An 18,268-nucleotide genomic window follows, 5' to 3' on the forward strand; every position below is an offset into this window, starting at 1 on the left:
TCCTGCGGAGCGCGACCGCCGCACCGGGCTAGGGCCCGCGGCGGAAGTGGGTCAAGAGGTGGGGTCGGCCTCGGGATGCGTCCGATCCGGCCAGCCTCGCGACAATGCGAGGCGGCCGGACCGAAGGGCCTCGCGCTGTTCGGCGACCCACCGCACGACCTGGTCCGCGGAGTCCGTGATGGACGGGCCCGTGGTGTCGATCAGATGGGTGGACCATCGCCGGTCGTCGGCCGTCCACTCACTCCAGTGTTGCCAGGCCATCTCGGGCCAACTGTCGTTGATAATGACGTCGGGCCGGTACCGGGGATCCCGGGCGTGCTTGCGGTGCCAGTCGGCCCAACCGAGAAAGGCGTCGACCGCCGACGCGTCCCACCGGCCCGGATCGCGGTGGGTGAGTCTCCGGCGCCGGACCTCGTCGGACACGTCGACCATGCATACCGCGATGCCGTCCAGCAGTGGCGCTGACGGCGCCGCCAGGACCTCTCCGAGCGGGGACTGGCCGGTCAGCAGGAGATCGAGTCCGTGGTCCTGGTACTCCAGCGCGCGACGCACCCACACCTCGGTCATGCGGTTGCGCCATTGACGGTCGGCGCCTTCCGGCACGCCGAGTTCGTCGAAGTCGTGCACGACGACCCTCTCAAGTCGTTCGCCCACGGACCAGGCGAGCATGCTCTTGCCCGAGCAACTGGAGCCAGCCAGGTTGAACAGCATCTTGCCAGAGTGGCAGGAGAGGCGGATCCTCCCCAAACCTGCTTCTTGGGGTGCCTCTGCCACGGCCCGGACTGCTCAAGGACATGCGTCGACGCCTGCGACCAGCCCTGTCGCTCCGTACCGGACGGCGAGTTCGTCGCACCTGGTGGCAACGGCCCGGTGGCGCGTGAGCCGGCCGATCCCGCACTCGGCAGCATGCGGCCGCTCGTGGTCGGCCCTGTCGAACTTCGGCGGCCTCCCACCGTGCGAGCCGCGCCCGAGCCGGTCGCGGACCCGGTCCGGAGAGTCGCGCCGGCCATGGCGTGCTGGTGGGCCGATAACCCGATGCGCCGGCGCGCGGCGGCCCTTACGGTCGGTACCCGCTGAGCTGAATCGGGAGGGGTACGTGCCACAAGGGGAAGACGAGCCACGGGTGTACGAGATTCGCATCCACGGATGCCTCAACACCGAGGAGGCGCTCGCACTCCAGGACCCGGTCGAACACCTTCTCTGCCCGGACCCCGACCACACGCCCCCGTGCGACGTCCCCTGGAGCTTCGCCCTCGCCGCCGACGAGACCGACGACAACTCCACGACCCTGGTCCTGGGCGTGTATACGACCAAAGGGCAGGCCACCCAGGTGGCAAACCGAGTGCGCACCCTCGCGGTCGGGGCCCGGCTCATCACCGTGAGCGAGGGCGAGGCCGGGGAGTGGGAGGAACTGGTCGAGCAGTATCGGTTCGAGGAGGGGCTGCGCTAAGTCTCGTCCGGGTCAGAGCCTCACGCTGACGCGCTTCATGGTCTGGACGAAGGAACGCCACGCGATGCTGCTCACCGCGATCACGTGCGTCTCCGCGCTCTTGGTGTCACGGACAAGAGCGCCGTCACCAGTGAGCGCACACTCGACGCACTCACCTCCGGCACCGTTGCTGTAGGACGACGTGAACCACACCGGACGGCTGCTGCTGCCGGACTCGGGCAATATCACTACGTGTAATCCTTCAAGATCGACTCGACCAACAGGGCTGAGCGCTGAGGACTGAGAGCTGCCGCTCGCAGGCCATCGAACGCCCTCGTGTACTCACGCACATGATGCTCGCCCTCCAAGTACACGGCATCCGTGATGCCATCCCGATACACGACGTCCGGATCCTCCGGGGCTGGAAAGCCCAGCATGGTGAATGAACCGGTGGTCGGATAGGTCCCGGCGTCGAAGGGAAGAACTTGCAAGGTTACGGTCGGCAGTTCGGCCGTGCCCAGGACTCGTTCCAACTGCTCCCGCATCAGGGCGCGATCCCCGATGACGTAACGAAGCGCGCCCTCGTTCACGATGAACCACGCGTCCGGAGCATCCGGCTGTCGCAGCATGGCTTGGCGTTCCATGCGCACACGTACCGCCTTCGCGATGTCCTCCGCGGACATGTGTGCGCCGGCCTTGTGAAGCTCGGCCGCGTACACCTCGGTCTGCATGAGCCCAGGAACCACCTCGCACTGGTACTGGCGGAAGGTGGAAGCGTCCTGTTCAAGACCGATGTAGATGTTGAACCACTCGGGAACACCGGCGCCGTGGATCTGCCACCACCCCCGCACCTTTGCCTGCCGGGCCAGCGACTTGAGGAACTCGCGCAGTTCGTCGCTCGTGTCGTAGAAGCGACACAGGGCGTCGATGTCCGAGGGCTGGACACGCCCACTCCCCGTCTCCATGCGGTTGACCTTGGAGCCGCTCCAGTCCAGGGCCTCACCGACCTGGGCGCAGGTGAGGGCGCTCTCCTCGCGGAGCTTCTTCAGCTCGATCGAGAGGCGCCGGCGGCGCGCCGTGGGTGATCCGGCCATCTCAACCCTCTTTCGAATAGCGAGTGTTCAGTCTCGCGCCAAGAGATGTGGCTGCCAATCACTCAGAAGTGGGAATCCCCTGCTGCACATTGCAGAACGGGATGCGCTCCCCGCACTCTGGTCTCGACGCAACTCACGGTGAACGTCCGTGACCCTGCGCTTCGGATGCGGTGCCAACTGCGACGAAAGGGGTCTGTATGAGTCAAGAAGTCTGCATGCCACGCGAACCATGGGACATTGCCTTCATGGCCGAGCCCGCGGAAGTGGCTGCTTTGCGCCGGACCATGCGGCTGCACCTGGAGGGATGGGGACTACACCACGTTGTCGGCGAAGCTCAACTGTGCGTCAGCGAGCTGGTGTCCAACGTCATCACCCACGTAGGACCCGGCACTCCCGCGACCCTGGCTGTCTCCATGAAGGGCGCGCATCTGCGCATCGAGGTGCACGACCCTGACACGCGTGCCTTGCCCACCCTCCGCGACGCGACCACAGACGCGGAGGAGGGGCGAGGAATGGCGCTCGTCGACGCCGTCGCCGACCGCTGGGGCGTGCTGCTACGCCCGGACCAGAAGGTCACGTGGTGCGAGCTGACGACACAACCCACCACCACCGACAATCAGGTAGAAGACGCCGGCGTGATCCGGGCAGGGGGCCTTCTACGCCACTATGCCGCCGCTGCGCAGCCGCAGCCGCAGCGGAGAGTGGGTGCGAGCAGACTGACCTCGACCGTGGCGGAGGAGACGGTGATCGCGGCGATCACCGACTTCCTCCACTGGTTCCGAGCCCACGGCCGAGACGCGGACGACATGCTCGACCGAGCACAAATGCGCTTCGAGGCCGAGCACGCCGCCTTGCATCGAGGTGAGTGAAGCTTTTCCCGGCAGCCGGTGGTCAGTGGTGCAGTACCTCTGAGAAGTAGCCCACCTCGGGATCCTCCGGGGTCCCGACCAACAGCGCGCGGTCGAGCAGGATGTTGTTGTGCTCGCAGCTCGTCTCCGGGAGCATCACGCAGGCATGGCAGGCGGCGAGGTTCGTCCCGCCCGTGCCGGAGGCCTCGGTTTCGACGCACAGGGGATCGGCGGAGCACCAGGAGGCCCGGCGGATCGCCGACCGGATCGCACCTGCCAGCTTTTCGGGCTCGCCCTGGGCCACCAGGCCGCCGAGGCTTCCCGCGGAGTCGCTGGTGGCGGTGTAGACGAGCAGGCCCGCCATTTCCGCGTCCGCATACAGGCGTTCGCGGAGGGCTGCGGCCGGGTAGCCGGCGTCCAGGCTCCACTCATTGATCAACACGTGTGCCAGGGTGTGCAACAGCACCATGCGGGGGGAGGCGGGGGAGGGCTGAACCTCAGTGGGATCTGAGGCCCACTGTTCCATGAGCCGCTGGTGGGCACTGCGAACGCGCTCAGCGCGGTCGATCACAGCGGCGAGCTTCTCCCACGCGGCGAGCCGATCCTCAGCCAGGCGCAGGAAGACGCCTTCGCCGCGCACCTCCATGGCCGGCAGCCAGTTCAACCGAGTGTCGGAGAGTGCGGCCTCGTACGCCTCGGTGGCAGAGTTGGGATCGGCGAGTCGAGTGAACGCCTTGAGCGCGCGGACCTCGCGCAGCTTCTTGACCAGCATGGGGCCGGTGACGCCGGTGCCGTCGAGAGTGGCTGGAGAGGTGAGCGGAGTCTCGCAGATGAACTGCTCGTTGCGGGAGCGCTCACGCTCGTCGTTGCCACTGCGGAGGCGCTCGTACTCCTTGTTACGCAGAGCACGGTAGCGATGGTCGAAAGAGCGCACCTCGTTGGCTGCGGGATCTTCCTCACGTTCCGCGGCGAGTAGCGCCATCACTTCGTCGATGGGTACCGGAATGTCCTCCCCGAAAACGAACTTGAGGCGATCTTCCACCTCCGCTCGACTGTCCAGGTCGCGAAGCCGGTCCCAGTACGGGGCAAGCGCGTCCGCCCGTCCGTCACTCCACGGCGGGATGGACAGCGCGGACTTCAGGACCGGCTGCCATACGGCTGAGGAACCGCGCTGGAGGGTGCGCGCGGTGCGGCTGCAATTCTCCGCCGGAACAGAGGTGCCGAGCCACGGTCGGGTGCCCCGACAACGGAGACCGAGATCCTTGAGCGCACTTTTGCGGAAGGAGCCCTCCATCGACACGTCCGGCACCCCGCAGCTGCACGAGACGAGGATCGAGCGGAGCGAGGAACTCCGTCCGGAGGTGCGCAGCCCGAGGGTGCCGCCGCACTGGCCGGCGTTCTTCGTGCCGCGCCCCGCGGCGCGGTGAACCCAGTGCCAGTACGGGAACTCGTCGAGGTGGCCGGCCTCGCAGGCGACCACGAAGCGGGAGGGAACCAGATCCGCCTCGCAGGTGCCGCAGAGGCTCTTGCCGGGCGGCGGGTTGAAGTCACGATGGCGGCGCAATTCGTTGCACTCCGGGCAGGAGTGCATGAGCGGGAAGCGGCGCACCCGAATGCCGTCCTTGCTGTACTCGTCGGACGCGGGCGGCAGACGAAAGTGCTCGACCTTCAGGATGCGAGCGAGCCGACGCTCATAAATGCGCGGTGCCTCGTCCGTGCTCCAGTGGTCATCGGCCCCGTCCAGGCCGGAGACGACGAAGGACTCGTGGTCGACCGCGATCAGCGAACCGACACCGTACGTGGTGATCACCTGGGCGCGACGGACCGCACCGCGACGCGGGAGGTTGTGGGCGGGCGCAGAGCCGTTCGTGCTGGAGCGGCGCCGGCGTGCGGGGGGCGGGGTCATCGGGTGGCCTCCATGAACAGGACGGACTCGGCATCGACATCGCGCAGGCTCCACAGGGTGGGCCAGGCCTCGGCGTTCTCGGCCTCGTCGTCGTACGGCTGCAGAAGGGAGGGTGTGCGCTTTCCCCTCTTCGGTTCGAAGAGCAGACCGTTGTGGATGTCGGCCTCGTCGCACCACCAGTCGAGGAACTCGTCGAAGGCACGGGAGACGGCGTCGGCCTCCTCGGGAGTGACGGCCCGGACTCGATCGAGGAGGACAGGCTTGATCTCGTCGCGAATGCGGTGCGCGTATGAATCGACGCCGCCTGCGGCTTCGTTGGGACGAGCCTCCGGGATCATGATGCGGGTCAGGGCGACGATCACCGCGTGCAGTCCGCGTTCGCGGGCGCGGGCGGAGAAGGGCGTGACGGAGGTCGATTCGACCTCGCGGTAGAGCGCGGAGTGGAAGTGCAGGAAGTTCTCGTAGTGGGAGCGGTCGCGTGAGCGGGTTGCGTTCAGCATCACGGCGACCAGACCTGGATGGGCGCGGCCGACGCGGCTTGTGGCCTGAATGTACTCGGCAGTGGTCTGCGGCTGGCCCATGACGGCCATAAGGCCGAGCCGGTCCACGTCGACGCCGACCGCGATCATGTTGGTGGCCAGGAGGACGTCCACGGCGTCAGGATCGGGATGCTTTCGCTCGATTCCCTTGAGACGGGCCGGGATCTCGCTTGCGTCGATGCGGCTGGTCAGTTCCGAGTAGTTGTCGAGGTTCCGCACAGTGGTCCCCTCGCGTGCCGCGAGCAGTTCCAGATACGCCACCACGTCGTCGTGAACTTGGAGTTCGGCCGCGGAGAGCAGTCGGAGGCTGTTGAAGTAGCCCACCAGGCTCCAGTAGGCGTCGCGCACCTCGTTCGAGGACTGTGCCCGTTTCGCTCGGTGCAACAGAGTCGCGTAGGTGCGGATGAGCAGGGTGGACTGGCTGGTGCCGGGCGCCAGAAGCCCCACGTAACGTCGACTCGCCTTGTCCTCGCGCGGGGTCTCCACCGCGAACCAGGAGTCTCGGGAGTCCAGGCCCGCAGGCGGGAACTGGCGGACCTCGCGGTCGAAGAGGCTGCGACCTTGATCGGCGGCGCGTCGGATGGTCGCTGTCGAGGCAATCACCTTGGGCCGCCCGGCGAGCTCGTCGACAGCGGTCTCGTAGAGACCGGTGAGCGTGCCCAACGGTCCGGAAATGAGGTGGAGTTCGTCTTGGACGATCAGCTCGGGCGGAGGGATGCGGTCGCTCGGGTCGTCCCTGTTGAAGAGGGCGGCCGTGGCCGGACGCCATGGCATGGAAGCGAACTTGTCGACAGTTGCGATGACCAGCGTCGGTCGGGCGTCGTACACCGCCTCGTCGATCAGGTGGACGGGCAGGCCCTCCCCGAAGTCGCAGTCTGCCCCGGGACAGCGGACGTGCATGCGCTTGGCGTCCTCGTCGACCTTGTAGGCGCGGGCATCCAGACGGGTGCCGCACCAAGGGCAGGCGTGCAACTGGACGGGGTTCTTCGTTGCCAGGCGCTTGTCGAGATCCTTGTGCAGTGCTGCAAGTTGGTGGCTCGCGTCCTCAAGCCTGTTGGGAGTGGCCGACTCACCGACCCACATGCCGAGCGAGAACGGTTCGGAGCCCAGCTCCGCCCTCTTGTCGCGACGCATCCGTTCCATGGCGCAGAGCAGGATCGTGGCGCGCTCGAATTGCTGAAGGGTGAGCAGGCGCAGGGTGTACCGCATCAGGACGGTGACGCCACCGCCGTTCGCACCGAGTCGGATGCGGCGCAGGTAGGAGGTGAGCGCGATGAGACCCAGGTACGCCTCGGTCTTGCCACCACCGGTGGGGAACCACAGGAGGTCGGAGATCTTGCGGTCGCGGTGCTCGGGGTCGTCGATGCCTGCCAGGCAGAGCAGGACGAAGGCGATCTGGAACGGCCGCCAGCGTCCCTCGGCAGGCTCGGGGGAGCCATGGCGGCCGCCTTTCACCCAGGCGCTGCGTGCACGCTGGTCGGCCATGGCCTGATTGGCCAGTCGGAATGCCCTCATCAGGTCGGGCTTGCCACGCAGTAGATCGATGCCTTCGCGGATCCGGCCCAACGCCTCGCGGCAGGCGTCGACCTGGTCGCGGGCGGCATTCTCGTAGGCCCTGCCGATCAGAGCATCGGCCTCGGCCTGCTTGCGCTCGATCCACTGCTCGTAGCCCGCAGCGAGCGCTTCGAGCGCGGCGAGAACCTCCGTGTCCGGGCGCTCGGCCAGACCGAGCATGGACAGGGCGGAGCTGTCGATCTCCGGGTTCGAGTCGGTGAGCAGGACCTCCACGGTCGGGACGAACTCGCTGCGCACCTCGGGCACACCTGCTCGCCTCGAGTCCGTTATGCCGATCGGCGCCGGCGTCCAGTCCCATTCGGCGGCGCAGCCGTGCCCGACGGCGAAGGTCGGGGCATGGCGGTGCAGCAGGCGGCTGGTGGCGACTTCGGGATCGTGCGCGAGGTCGAGGGCTGGACGCTCGACAAAGGCGCTGGATCCGTCGGCCGCGCGGACGACGAGCCCGCACTGGAACAGGGAGAAGGCGTCCTGCAGTTCCCGCTCGCCGACCCTGTGTGTGTTGACCAGGGTCACCGTGACGGTCACTGTTCGCATCACGGCGTCGGGCCGCCGAACGTTGACGCGCAGCGCGACGCCGTTGGCCAACTCGAACCGCAGGTCGGGGGCAGGTGTGGTGACGTCCACCGTTGTGTCGGGCAACGGGAGTTCCTCGCGCCGCCAGTGCTCCTGCTGATCAGAGGTGGTGCGGGCCTCGGCGCGACGGGCGGGGACAGGGTTGCCGTCCGCGTCCGTGGGCCGGTATGCGGCTGCCCGTACGTGGACCACGACGGAATCGCTTATGGTCGGGTCGATCGCGAACGTGAGCCCCATGGAGGAGGGCCGGCGCGCTCCGGCGGCGCCGACCTCCTGTGCCGTCCCGGACTCTTCCATGTTGTCCCGGGTGCGCACCGGGGGCATGTCCAGCCCCTCGTGCTCCGCCTCGTCCTCGCGCATCCTTTGCTCGGCTGCGTCGTCCGCCGACCTCGGGTAGAGGACACCGGTCAGGTATCGGTCGATGGGGGCATCCCTTGCAAGGACTTCCGCTCGGTCTTCAGGAGCCGCGTCGGGAGCCGGGCCGAGAAGCTCGCGACGGAGGCCAGCCAGCAGCTCCTCGTCTCGGACCCGGTAGTGCTCGGCGTGCCGGTTCTCCGTGTCGCTCATGCGCGCTGCTCCTCGTCGTCGGCCCGTCGGTACCTTCCGGCCCCGGTGATCCGGGGCGCGATCCAGACGCCCCGGTCACCGAGGCCGGCGTTGGCACTGGCGGCAGTGCTGCCCGCGACGGACTCCAGGGTGTCGACCCGAAGCCCGTGGATCTCGTCGGGCCACCAGGGGTCCCATGTGCGGTTCACCTTCTGCACCTGGAACAGCTCCTGTCGGAACCGCTCCGAGACCTCCCCGATCTCCCTCCCGTTGTGCAGCAGGGTGTACGGGGGGCTCTGCCACTCGCCGAGCGGCAGGTCATGGCGCCTGCGTATCACCACCTCGTCACCGGGGGCGACGTGCTCCAGAAGGTAGGACTGGGCCGCCACGGCGTCGGTCTCGTGGCCGGCAGGGTTGTCCGCGCACACGTCACCGGACTCGCCGACGATCCCGTAGCGGTCGTACGGTCTCCAACCGCCGAGGAACCTCCGGCCGTTGGTCCTGCCCCCAACCCTTCTGAAGATCGGCAGTTCGGGGCGATCCGCGTGATACAGGTCCTGACGGGCTCGCGTCAGGGCCACGTACAGGGCGCGAGCCTCAGCCGGGAGGTCCAGTTCCTCCTTGAACTGCTGTTGCAACTCGGCGACGGTCGGCGGGGCGAGCACGATCACTCGGTCGAACTCCAGGCCCTTGGCCCGATGCACCGTGGACACGATGATGCGTGCCATCTCGGGATCGGCCAGCTCGTCCGGGAAGCGGCAGTCGGCAACCAGGCGACGCAGCCGGTCCAGGTCGAGAACACCTCGTCCCGGGCCTCGCGCGGCCCGGCGCAGCGCGGTCCACATCGCTTCCGGGTCCGGCTCGTACGGCAGGGGTATCTGGATGAGCAGTGAGCGGAACCGATCCTCGGACAGTGTTGTGGACTCGGTGCGGCGCAACAGCTCAGCAACCCAGTACGGGACCGGGCGATCCTCCAACGGACGCCGCAACCGATGGTCCACACGGTGCCCGTGCAGCAGTTCCGAGACGATGAGGGCTTGCCGATTGTCGCGGGTGAGAATCGCACAGGTGTCGGGGAAACCGCGCAGTGCGTCCAGGGTGAACGGGTCTGTGAGGACGCCCATGCCGTTCGCCGGGTCGAGGAGCAGCTCGCGCATCTCTTCGTAGAGGGTTGCGGCCTCGTCGGCATCCGTGACGTTCTGCAGGCGCTGCCCGTGGGCGAGCGCCAGCCGGGCCTCCGGGGTGGCCGCTCGAAAGTTCTTGGTGAGGCGAAGTTCGACCAGGTCGTCCGGATACGAGGCGCGCAGCCAGTCGAAGAACCGGCCGGTCTCGTCGGCACGTTCGGAGAGGTCCGCGATCTGGAAGCCGTAGACGGACTGGGCGGCATCACCGACCACGGTGAAGCCGCAACTCTCCTGATAGCGGTCGAGCAGCGCCTCCACAAGGTCCCGACGGTTGCCCAGCAGGTCCTGAACCTCGTCGATGACCACGTGCGCGGGGGGCCTTGTGTCGCCGGCCTCCAGCGCTCCTTTCTCGACCGCGCGGGCAGCGGCCTCGATCCGCTCCGGGAAGGAGGCAGTACCCCAGTCGTTGTCCGGGTAAGCCTGCCGGAGCACGCTGTATGCCCAGGCGTCAAAGGTTTGCGCCCGCACTCGACGCGCACGCTCACCGTACCGGGTGATCCGCTCCCGCAGCTCTCGGGCTGCCGCCCGGGAGAACGTGAGCACCAGAATCTCGGAGGCTTCCAGAGCCTCCTCGGGTTCCTCGTGCCCGCACAGTGCGTCGAGCCGGCGCACCAGCGTGTGGGTTTTGCCGGCCCCTGCGCCGGCGGTCACCAGGACACGGGCGTCCCAAGGCTGCTCCACAACGGCCCGCTGCTCCTCGGTGAGCGGAGGACTGTCGAGGTAGGCGTCGGTCACGAACGGCTCCAGAGGTGCTCGAACTGGGTGAAGGCGAGCTGGGTGTCGAAGTTCTCGATGTTGTCGCTGACGTTGAGGATCAGGCAGCTGTCCTTGCCGCCGTTCCGGGGTCCGCGAAGGCCGCGACCGATCATCTGCTGGTAGACGTTCGCGCTGTAGACCGGCCTGGCCACGACGACGGCACGGGTGGCCGGCGCGTCGAAGCCCTGGGTGAGAACACCGTAGTTGGTGAGCACACGAATGCGGCCGTTTCGGAAGTTCTCGATACGAGTGCGACGGTCCTGTGCGCTGGTGGTCGAGTCGACGGCCGCGGATCGGATGCCCCTGTCGTTGAGCATGGCCGCCAGGTACTTGGCGTGATCCACCGAGGTGGCGAAGAGCAGCGTCGGCCAGCCCGCCGGCAGAGCGGCCACCTCGTCCACGATGCGACGGCTCCGCTCGTGGTCATCGGCGAGCCGCTGCTCGGCGGAGCGAGAGAGCATCGCCATGCGGTCGGCGTGTGTCTTCTCGTCCCGGGTCAGCTCGATCTTGCCGCCCTGCAGGGTGCGGTGTTCGACCTGGGCGAGCATCCCCCAGTCCTGCAGGTCCCGGTACGGATCCCCGGACGGGAAGACGCCCTCGTCGAGACGGCGGTTGCCGAAGCGGCTGACCAGCCGACGGGTCTCCTCCTCGTTGGTGTTGCGGAACGGCGTCGCCGTCAGGCCGAGCAGATGCCGCCCGGTCTCGTACTGGGTGAGTCCCAACTGTCCCAGGATCTCGGTGTACCGCTTGGAGATGGCGGTGTGTGCCTCGTCCACGATCACCAGTACCGCCTGTCGCAGCCAGGCGTACTGATCGGTGCCCAGGCACCGCTCCAGCTTGGCATCGGTGGCGACCACCAGGTGGGGGTGATCGACCACGTTGCCGACCTCGTGGCTGCTCCACAGTCGGCTGATGGTGAGCGGACGCTCCGCGCCGACCTTGCTCCACACGAACTTCCAGCTCTGCACGGCCTGTTCGCACAATTCCTCGGTCTGTGCGATCCACAGCAACGGACCCTTGAGATCGCCGAACCGCTTGACCCAGCGGATCACGGCCTCGGCGGTGACCCGAGTCTTGCCGGCGCCGGTCGGCAGGGACAGCATGCCGCGCTGCGGAGCCAGCCGGTCGAGCATGGTCGAGATGTTCCGGACCAGATCTTCCTGGTAGTCGTGAAGGCTGGGGAAGTCCCGAGGGCCCTCGACCGTCTCGAACGCGGGCGGGGACGGAGTCCTCGAACCGGCGAACGCGACGGGCAGCTTCAGCTCCGATACGAAGGCGATGGCGGCCGACGAACCCGTGTAGCCGACCGGCGCGTCGGGGAAACGCGCCTGGATGTCCCGGGCATGCTGCTGAAGCACTCCGTCGCCGTGCGCGTTGAACGCCATCTGCGCGATCCGCCGTCCGGACGGCTCCGCGCCGTCGGCCGCCTGCAGCTCGGCGTCCATCAACCCTTCAGGGAGTCCGGCGCGCAGCGCCTCTGCCCCGATCAGCAGCTCGATCTTGTCGACCACGTCCTCCGCCTCGCGTACGGCTTTCCGTGCGGCCTGCATCGCGCTGTCCCGGGCCATGCGTTCCTGATGCTCCAGGACGGCTCGGCACCCGGCCGCTCCGAGACCGAGCCCGAGTTCGCGGTCGATCAGGATCAGCATCGGCTCGGGGTCCAGCGGGACGCGGATTTTGACGGTGCCGTTCTGACTGATCGCCTTGAGGGGAAGAGCTTGTGTGCCGTTGGGCGTACGAGTGATCTCCTCCAACTCGGTGCAGCGCTGCACCAGGCTGTTGCGGTTACCGGTGTGCAACCGCTGGCGCAGGGCCGGATAGAGCTCGACGAGCGGCACTGGGTCCTCCTCGGCCACCTCTCGGGTCTCCCGGCTGATCACGTCGGCATAGCGGAGCATGCCCCACTTCTCGACCATCAGCTCAGCGTCCTCGGCGGTCGGCACGAGCAGCGCGGGCAGCTGTTCAGCACGGAGCGCTCGGTACTCGGCGGCATTGACGGCGAGGGTGATCTCCTCGTCGGGGCGGGTGTCCCATGTGTCACCCACCCGGCAACGGGTCAGGGAGTCCTCGGGGAAGTCGGCACCGAAACGGGTGAGCATCACGTAGGTGGCACCGACGAAGGAATCGTCCTTGCTGCGGGACACCTCGTCGAGGAGCGCGTTCCAACGGTCGGCGGGAACCTCATCGACGGTGGCCGGGAGCCGTAGCTTGCGGGCCTTCTCCGGTGTGATGTCGGCGACCGGCAGCACGTCGCGATGTGCGCCGAGTTGAGGGCCGACGGCTTCGCTCAGAGGCTTGATCCCCTGGGAGGTGGCGACCGTGCCGTACTTCCTCAACATCCACCGGATCGGAGAGGCCACCGCCTGCCGGGTGTTGGTCTGCGCGCCGATCTGCCGGGTCCAGTTGTCCACCACGGCGTCATCGGGCAGCGCCTTCAGGAAAGCCGCACGTGATTCCTCGGAGAGCGCGGGGAAGAGATGGAGCGGGCCACCGATCGCGGCGCCCTCGACCTTCATGCGGCTCAGTGTCGGACGGGGGGCGCGGGTGTCCAGACCGCGTAGGCAGGCGGCGTGAACGGCTGCGCGGTACTCCTCGAACCATGCCTCGTCCGCCTTGGGCTGCACCCCACCGGTCGGCCGCTCCTGCAGGCCGACCTGGGAGAAGAAGGGACTGTCGTCGGAGTGGAAGGCCATGTCTACGGCGATGCTCGGGTCGCGCTTGGCGTCGACGACGACACCCGGGAGCATGCAGTTCTCCACCGGTCGGAACCGTCCATCGGCGGTCCGCACGCGGAGAGTCGAGCGAGGCGTGGGTACCCGTTCCAGGACTTTGTGAGCCACTCGACGGGATCCGGCCTGGCGGAACAACTCCCAGAACCGCTCCCAGTCCGACTCGGTGTAGTGGTCGAATCCCTGGTCGAGAACGCTGAAGAACCGACCTTCGACATCGGCCTCCCGAATGCCCAGGACATTGAGCGAGTGCATGAGCGAGAGGTCTTGGGCCAGTTCGTCGACCACATACACGAGCGACTCGCGCAGCCCACCTTGATCGGCACGGCGGAAGACCTTGCCGTGCACGGGGGCGACCAGACCGTGCTCCTCGGTCAGCACGATGCGGGCCTTGCGCGCCTCATCGGCGTAGGGAGAGCGGACCTCGATCATGTCGGCGAGAATGCGGATGGCGACGGCCGACGCCTCGGCGGTGCCGCTCTCGACCAAGGCCTCGAGCCATTCGCGGACATCCGTCCGCCCGTGTCCGGCCGCCGTCAGAATGTGCTCGACCTTGCCGGAGCGCAGGGGGTCCGCCTCGACGCTCGGGTGCAACCAGTTCGAGGGGCGCCCGGGGCACTCGTGCCACATCCGGAGCCAACCGGACAACTTCTTAAGATCTCTGTCGAGCCGAGGGTGGACCCGCAGCTTCGTCGGGACACGCAGGACGCCGTCCTGGTCGGGCAGCGACGGACTGTCCGCGGTGCGATCCCAGATCTCCCGGGTCAGGAACTCGTCGGCCCAGCTGATGGCCTCCTTGACACGGCCGGGCAGCAGCGGGAGATAGGCGGCCGGGTCTTCGGCGGGGGCCAGGGAGGGCAGAGAGCCGACGACGAGCTGCGCCGACACCTTGATCATCTCCCGGTTGAAGGGGGAGGAATCGAGCAGGTTCTGACGGTCCTCGTTGGTCTTCCAGGCCCCGTTGAGAATGCCGCTGAGCGACACCTCGTACTTGGTCGGGAAGAAGGACCAGAACTTGCCGCGACCGCGCGAGCGCGGGCTGACGTGCAAGCCGCTCTCCGGATCCTTCTCCAGTGCGGGTACGGCCCAGGCGAGTTCGAGCGAGAGCCGGTCGTGCAGCTCTCCTGCGTCATCGCGGGCCGCCGGACCGGGCTCGTGGGCGGTGGTGAACACGCGCCACCGCTCGGTGGCCACGGCCTTTCCGGTCCGCTCCTCGACCACGGTGTGCAGGTCTCCGGCCTGCTGTGCGGTCAGGACACGGCGGGCAATGGGCCGGGGCCGGCGGTCCTCCAGGACGACCTTCGCGACGTGCGGGGAGAAGAGTTGGAAGCCGATCGGGAATTCTTCGCGAGGCTCGCCGTGGTTCTTGGCCCGCCCTCCATGCATGTCCCGACCCAGGCGGTCGTCGGCTTTCGGAAGCAGGGGCAGGCGAACGACGGTGGTCGCCCAGGTCAACAGCTCGTGCAGGACCGGGTCGGCAGCGCGTTCGGCCGACTCGTCGAGTGGGCGAGCCATGCGCAGGACCGGGGCGTCGAACTCCGATCCGTAGCGCGCTGTCACACCAGGGACGGCCCTGATCTGCTCGTACGACCAGGCCCGGTCGAACCCAAAACTCCCCGTGCGACTGAAGAATTCGGGAGTGTCGGTCACTACGAGCACCGATTTCACGCCGACCCCGAAGCGGCCGATCTGGCCTCCACGTTTCTTCGACATACTCATTCGAAGAATTGTCTCAGCGCCTTCTGGGGTTACCGCATTGCCCTCGTTTGCGCAGTACAAATGGCTGTCCGTGAGAACGACATGGACTGTTCCCCCCGGCTCGTCGGCGATTTCGTCGGCCGCATTCTGGACCAGTTCGAAAAGCTGACGGTCACCGTAGCCACCCTGAGTGATACGGCGCTCACCATTGGCGTGCTCGGCTACGAGGCCGGGGTCGACAGCGTAAGTCTGCAGGACGCGGGTGGACTGTTCAAGGACGGTTTGAATCACCGGTTGGGACGAAGACGACACTGCTCCTGCACTCCTCGGGTCAGGGGTCGGGCGACGAGCCGGCTGTGGATTCGGCACAGCCGACCATCACCTTCGTACGGCATAGCTGGATGTGGCGCAGCGAGCGCCTTCGAGCGGTTCGGTGCAGTTGCGAGGAATGGAGGAAACGCCGAATGCCCCGGCTGCACCACGGCATCAGTCGGAGACGGAGGCGTCGTCCGGCAGCTCCTGAACCTTCTTGGCCAATCCAGGGAAATTGGACATGAAATCGTCATCGGAAAGGTCGAACCGCAGGAGAACCATCGCTGCTTCGGCCTTGCTCTTGGCCAGCAGAATGCCCGTCCGGAAGGCGCTGATTTCGCGGTCGGAGTTGACGTGGTCGCCGCAGCTCTGCTCGTCCGTTTCATCCATGAAGAGATACACCCCCGTGATGTTGGGTCGTCGATTCGCACAGGGGTGGTGTCGCGCGCAGGTTTCCCCCGTGAAGGCGCTGAGTTTCTTAGGTGAGACGCTTCTCCGGAATTACGATAGCGGATGGGAGTTGTGCGCCACCACCGCTTTGGAGAAGGTGCTCATGTGCAAGGTCGAGCTGGTCCAGCCAGGTCATGCGGCCATCACTGAATTTGGGCGTACTTCTGCCCCGGCCGCCCGGCCTACTCGTATTTCGAGTTTCGTGAGCGGGATGGATTCCCCATCGTTGAATACCGTATCGACGGTCGCTCGATCGCGCAAGCCGAACTCCCGTTCCCCGAAGGGGAATTGCCCATCGCCCCCACGGTGAACGCAGAGCAAAGCAGGTGAAATCGGGTATTTAGTGCAACTCGGGCGGCGGTGTCGAAGTGATCGAGGGGGCGGGTTCGATCAACTTTTGGTTGACGTGGTCGCCCATGTCAAATTAGCCTACGTTCGAGCATGTGATCTGCAGGGCACTCCGACGAAAGAGCAGGTGGCGCGTGGAGGCAGGTGAGGAGTTCGGGCCCTGGCTGGCCCGTCAACTCAAGCTCGCGGGGAAGACGCAGGCCGAACTGGCCCAAGAGCTCAAGCTGACTCGAGCCGCCGTCTCGGCTTGGATCACCGGACGGTCGACTCCCCGGCCTACCGTCATGCAAGACATCGCGCAAGCGCTCGGCACGGATCTCGGTACGGTGCACACCCGCACCACCGACACTCAAGCCGGTCTGCCGGTCACCTGGTATCACCGCCCCGGTTATCCCGACGGTGGGCGTGACCTGGGTAATGCCGCGGCCTTCGCCTTCGATGCGGATGTACAGGTCCTCGCGCGAGAGACCTGCCAGAACAGCCTCGACGAGCGACTGACGGAGAACGGCCGGCCGGTCAGAGTGCGTTACACCCTGCACGAGCTGACCGGCGAGGCCTTGGACGCCTTCCGGGAGGCGATTCTCTGGAACGATCTCTTCCCGCACTACTCCGCTGTCTCGGAGGTCGCCGGCAATCAGAAGGTCGGTCGTGTCGTGGACGCCGGGGTGCGCGACATGTATGAGAAGGGCCGCTTGGTCCTGCTACGGGTCGACGACTACAACGCTTCCGGGCTCATCGGTGACGACTACGCGGACGGCAAGTTCGCCGCCGTGGTGAGGCGCCAGCTCGAGAGCCTCAAGTCGGGTCCCGCCGCGGGGGGTTCGTACGGCCTGGGCAAGGCGACGCTGTGGGCCACCAGTGCCCTCGGCCTCGTACTCATCAACTCCACCCTGTCCGAGCCTCACGAGGGGCGTACCGAGCGACGGGTCATCGGCCGTCTCGAACTGCCGTGGCGAGAGGTCGAAGGAAGGCCCTATGCGGGCCCCGCCTGGTTCGGGCGCCCAGATCCCGATTCCCCCGGCGCCAACGTTGCCCGTTCCTGGTGGGCGGACGAGGAAACAGTGGCGCGCCTGCACCTGACTCGAGAAAGCGATGAACCCGGTACGTCCTTCCTCATCGTCGGTGCGCACGATGTGGCCAGCCTGGAGGACAAGGAGTCCGATGCCGACGACGAGACCATGGATGAGGAGGGCGGCGAGGACACGCGTGACATCCGCAAAATGCACCGCCGTCTGGTCCAGGCGCTGGGACGTGACTTCTGGGCGGCGATGACCGGAGGGGGCAGCAGGCTTCCCCTCTTGGAGGTCTCGGTCCGCTCCCTGCGTAACGGTGACGTGGTCGTGGCGGAGGAGCAGGTGGACCCTTCTGCCGAGCAACCTTCCCGGACGCGTGCCCTCCGAGCGCACTACGAGGGCAACACCGTGGATCGACTCACCGAAGCCGGGCAGGTGGCGGCGCGGAGCGTTGCGTTGAAGCTGCCGCTGTCCGGGGGCGCGCGGGGAACACTCGGTACGCACCAAGCGGTCCTCCTGGTCACCGAAGCCGACAATGACAAGGACGCACCCAAGAACCAGGTGCACTCGCTGCGTGGCAACCGCATGACCGTCAAAAGGACCAGGGTTCCGAACCTGCCGCTCGGGACCAACCCTTTCCAGGCTGTTCTTCTGGTGGGCGAGGCCGCCGGGGAATCGGCCCCCTTCGCGAGTGAGGCCGAGGAGTTTCTGCGTGCGGCGGAACCGCCCGAGCACGATCGCTGGGGACAGACGGAGGAGCTGACCCTGCGCTGGTCCCCCTCCGCGTACCGACGTGTCAACATGCTGACCACCGAGGTCAACAACGCGGTGAGGGAACTCGTTGCGCGACCCAAGCGCGGCAGCCGCGAAGGCGGTGAGGCCCTGCGCAAGGCGTTGACCGTGAGGACCAGGCCGAAGGCCAAGACGCCCACCGGGCCGGTGATTCCTGTGCTCGACGGGCTCGAGGCGACGATCGGCGACGGCGGGGAGTGGCAGATCACCGCGGAAGTGAGCATCCCACGGGGCGACGAGGTCGTCCCGATGGTGCCGGTGGCCCAGCTGGACGTGCGCTCCGGGGGTCGCCCGAAACTGGACTGGGCAGAGCTCGTGGCCGTGGACGGCTGTGTTGTGGAGGACGGCACCCTGCGCTTCGCTCCGGGCACACGTCGAGCGAGATTCCGCGGATCCACCGATGTCACCAGCCACCCGGTCAGGACCGCGCTCACCCGTCTGGTTGTCGAACTCCGTGCCGGCAAGGGGGAGTGACG

General features: G+C 67.2%; 11 protein-coding genes. 3 read left to right on the plus strand and 8 right to left on the minus strand.

What is annotated here, in order from left to right; translation table 11 throughout:
* Window positions 1-51: 51 nt before the first annotated feature.
* Entirely contained in the window at window positions 52-711 is a 660-nt protein-coding gene (locus QNO09_RS28390) for a hypothetical protein (RefSeq protein WP_283973101.1), read from the minus strand.
* Window positions 712-1,123: 412 nt separating this feature from the next.
* Here QNO09_RS28390 and QNO09_RS28395 point away from each other — a divergent pair, with 412 nt between their 5' ends.
* A complete protein-coding gene (locus QNO09_RS28395) occupies window positions 1,124-1,450 on the plus strand; it encodes a hypothetical protein (RefSeq protein WP_283973102.1) in 327 nt (108 codons plus the stop codon).
* A 12-nt stretch (window positions 1,451-1,462) separates the two neighbouring features.
* Here the strand turns inward: QNO09_RS28395 and QNO09_RS28400 are convergent, their stop codons facing one another.
* Window positions 1,463-1,678 (minus strand): DUF397 domain-containing protein, encoded by a 216-nt coding sequence (locus QNO09_RS28400; RefSeq protein WP_283973103.1) that lies wholly within the window; start codon window positions 1,676-1,678, stop codon window positions 1,463-1,465.
* Window positions 1,678-2,523, minus strand: a complete 846-nt coding sequence (locus tag QNO09_RS28405) for a helix-turn-helix domain-containing protein (RefSeq protein ID WP_283973104.1) — start codon at window positions 2,521-2,523, stop codon at window positions 1,678-1,680. The genes QNO09_RS28400 and QNO09_RS28405 overlap by 1 nt, the downstream gene beginning before the upstream one ends.
* A gap of 197 nt (window positions 2,524-2,720) precedes the next feature.
* On the opposite strand from QNO09_RS28405, the gene QNO09_RS28410 reads away from it, so the two are divergent.
* A complete protein-coding gene (locus tag QNO09_RS28410) occupies window positions 2,721-3,392 on the plus strand; it encodes an ATP-binding protein (protein WP_283973105.1) in 672 nt (223 codons plus the stop codon).
* A gap of 22 nt (window positions 3,393-3,414) precedes the next feature.
* Here the strand turns inward: QNO09_RS28410 and drmB are convergent, their stop codons facing one another.
* The 5 genes from drmB to QNO09_RS28435 form a co-directional block, all read right to left on the minus strand.
* Complete coding sequence (gene drmB, locus QNO09_RS28415) at window positions 3,415-5,277, minus strand: DrmB family protein (protein WP_283973106.1); 1,863 nt, start codon at window positions 5,275-5,277, stop codon at window positions 3,415-3,417.
* Window positions 5,274-8,531 (minus strand): helicase-related protein, encoded by a 3,258-nt coding sequence (locus tag QNO09_RS28420; protein WP_283973107.1) that lies wholly within the window; start codon window positions 8,529-8,531, stop codon window positions 5,274-5,276. Before QNO09_RS28420 ends, drmB begins: the two co-directional genes overlap by 4 nt.
* Window positions 8,528-10,429, minus strand: a complete 1,902-nt coding sequence (locus tag QNO09_RS28425) for a UvrD-helicase domain-containing protein (RefSeq protein ID WP_283973108.1) — start codon at window positions 10,427-10,429, stop codon at window positions 8,528-8,530. The genes QNO09_RS28420 and QNO09_RS28425 overlap by 4 nt, the downstream gene beginning before the upstream one ends.
* Window positions 10,426-15,189: a DEAD/DEAH box helicase family protein gene (locus tag QNO09_RS28430; protein WP_502962356.1), complete on the minus strand. Its 4,764-nt coding sequence runs from the start codon at window positions 15,187-15,189 to the stop codon at window positions 10,426-10,428. Before QNO09_RS28430 ends, QNO09_RS28425 begins: the two co-directional genes overlap by 4 nt.
* 174 nt (window positions 15,190-15,363) lie before the next feature.
* A complete protein-coding gene (locus QNO09_RS28435) occupies window positions 15,364-15,591 on the minus strand; it encodes a hypothetical protein (RefSeq protein WP_283973109.1) in 228 nt (75 codons plus the stop codon).
* A gap of 530 nt (window positions 15,592-16,121) precedes the next feature.
* Here QNO09_RS28435 and QNO09_RS28440 point away from each other — a divergent pair.
* On the plus strand, window positions 16,122-18,266 hold the full coding sequence (locus tag QNO09_RS28440) for a helix-turn-helix domain-containing protein (RefSeq protein WP_349636991.1): 2,145 nt from the start codon (window positions 16,122-16,124) through the stop codon (window positions 18,264-18,266).
* The last annotated feature ends 2 nt before the right edge of the window (window positions 18,267-18,268 follow it).

This window comes from Streptomyces sp. 378 (genome assembly GCF_030124145.1).
In the GTDB taxonomy this organism is placed as follows: Bacteria; Actinomycetota; Actinomycetes; order Streptomycetales; family Streptomycetaceae; genus Streptomyces.

Excerpts from the sequence above, each read along its gene's own strand:
- QNO09_RS28410 (WP_283973105.1), top strand. The coding sequence starts at position 2,721 with ATGAGTCAAGAAGTCTGCATGCCACGCGAACCATGGGACATTGCCTTC.
- QNO09_RS28420 (WP_283973107.1), bottom strand. The coding sequence starts at position 8,531 with ATGAGCGACACGGAGAACCGGCACGCCGAGCACTACCGGGTCCGAGAC.
- QNO09_RS28405 (WP_283973104.1), bottom strand. The coding sequence starts at position 2,523 with ATGGCCGGATCACCCACGGCGCGCCGCCGGCGCCTCTCGATCGAGCTG.
- drmB (WP_283973106.1), bottom strand. The coding sequence starts at position 5,277 with ATGACCCCGCCCCCCGCACGCCGGCGCCGCTCCAGCACGAACGGCTCT.
- QNO09_RS28390 (WP_283973101.1), bottom strand. The coding sequence starts at position 711 with ATGCTGTTCAACCTGGCTGGCTCCAGTTGCTCGGGCAAGAGCATGCTC.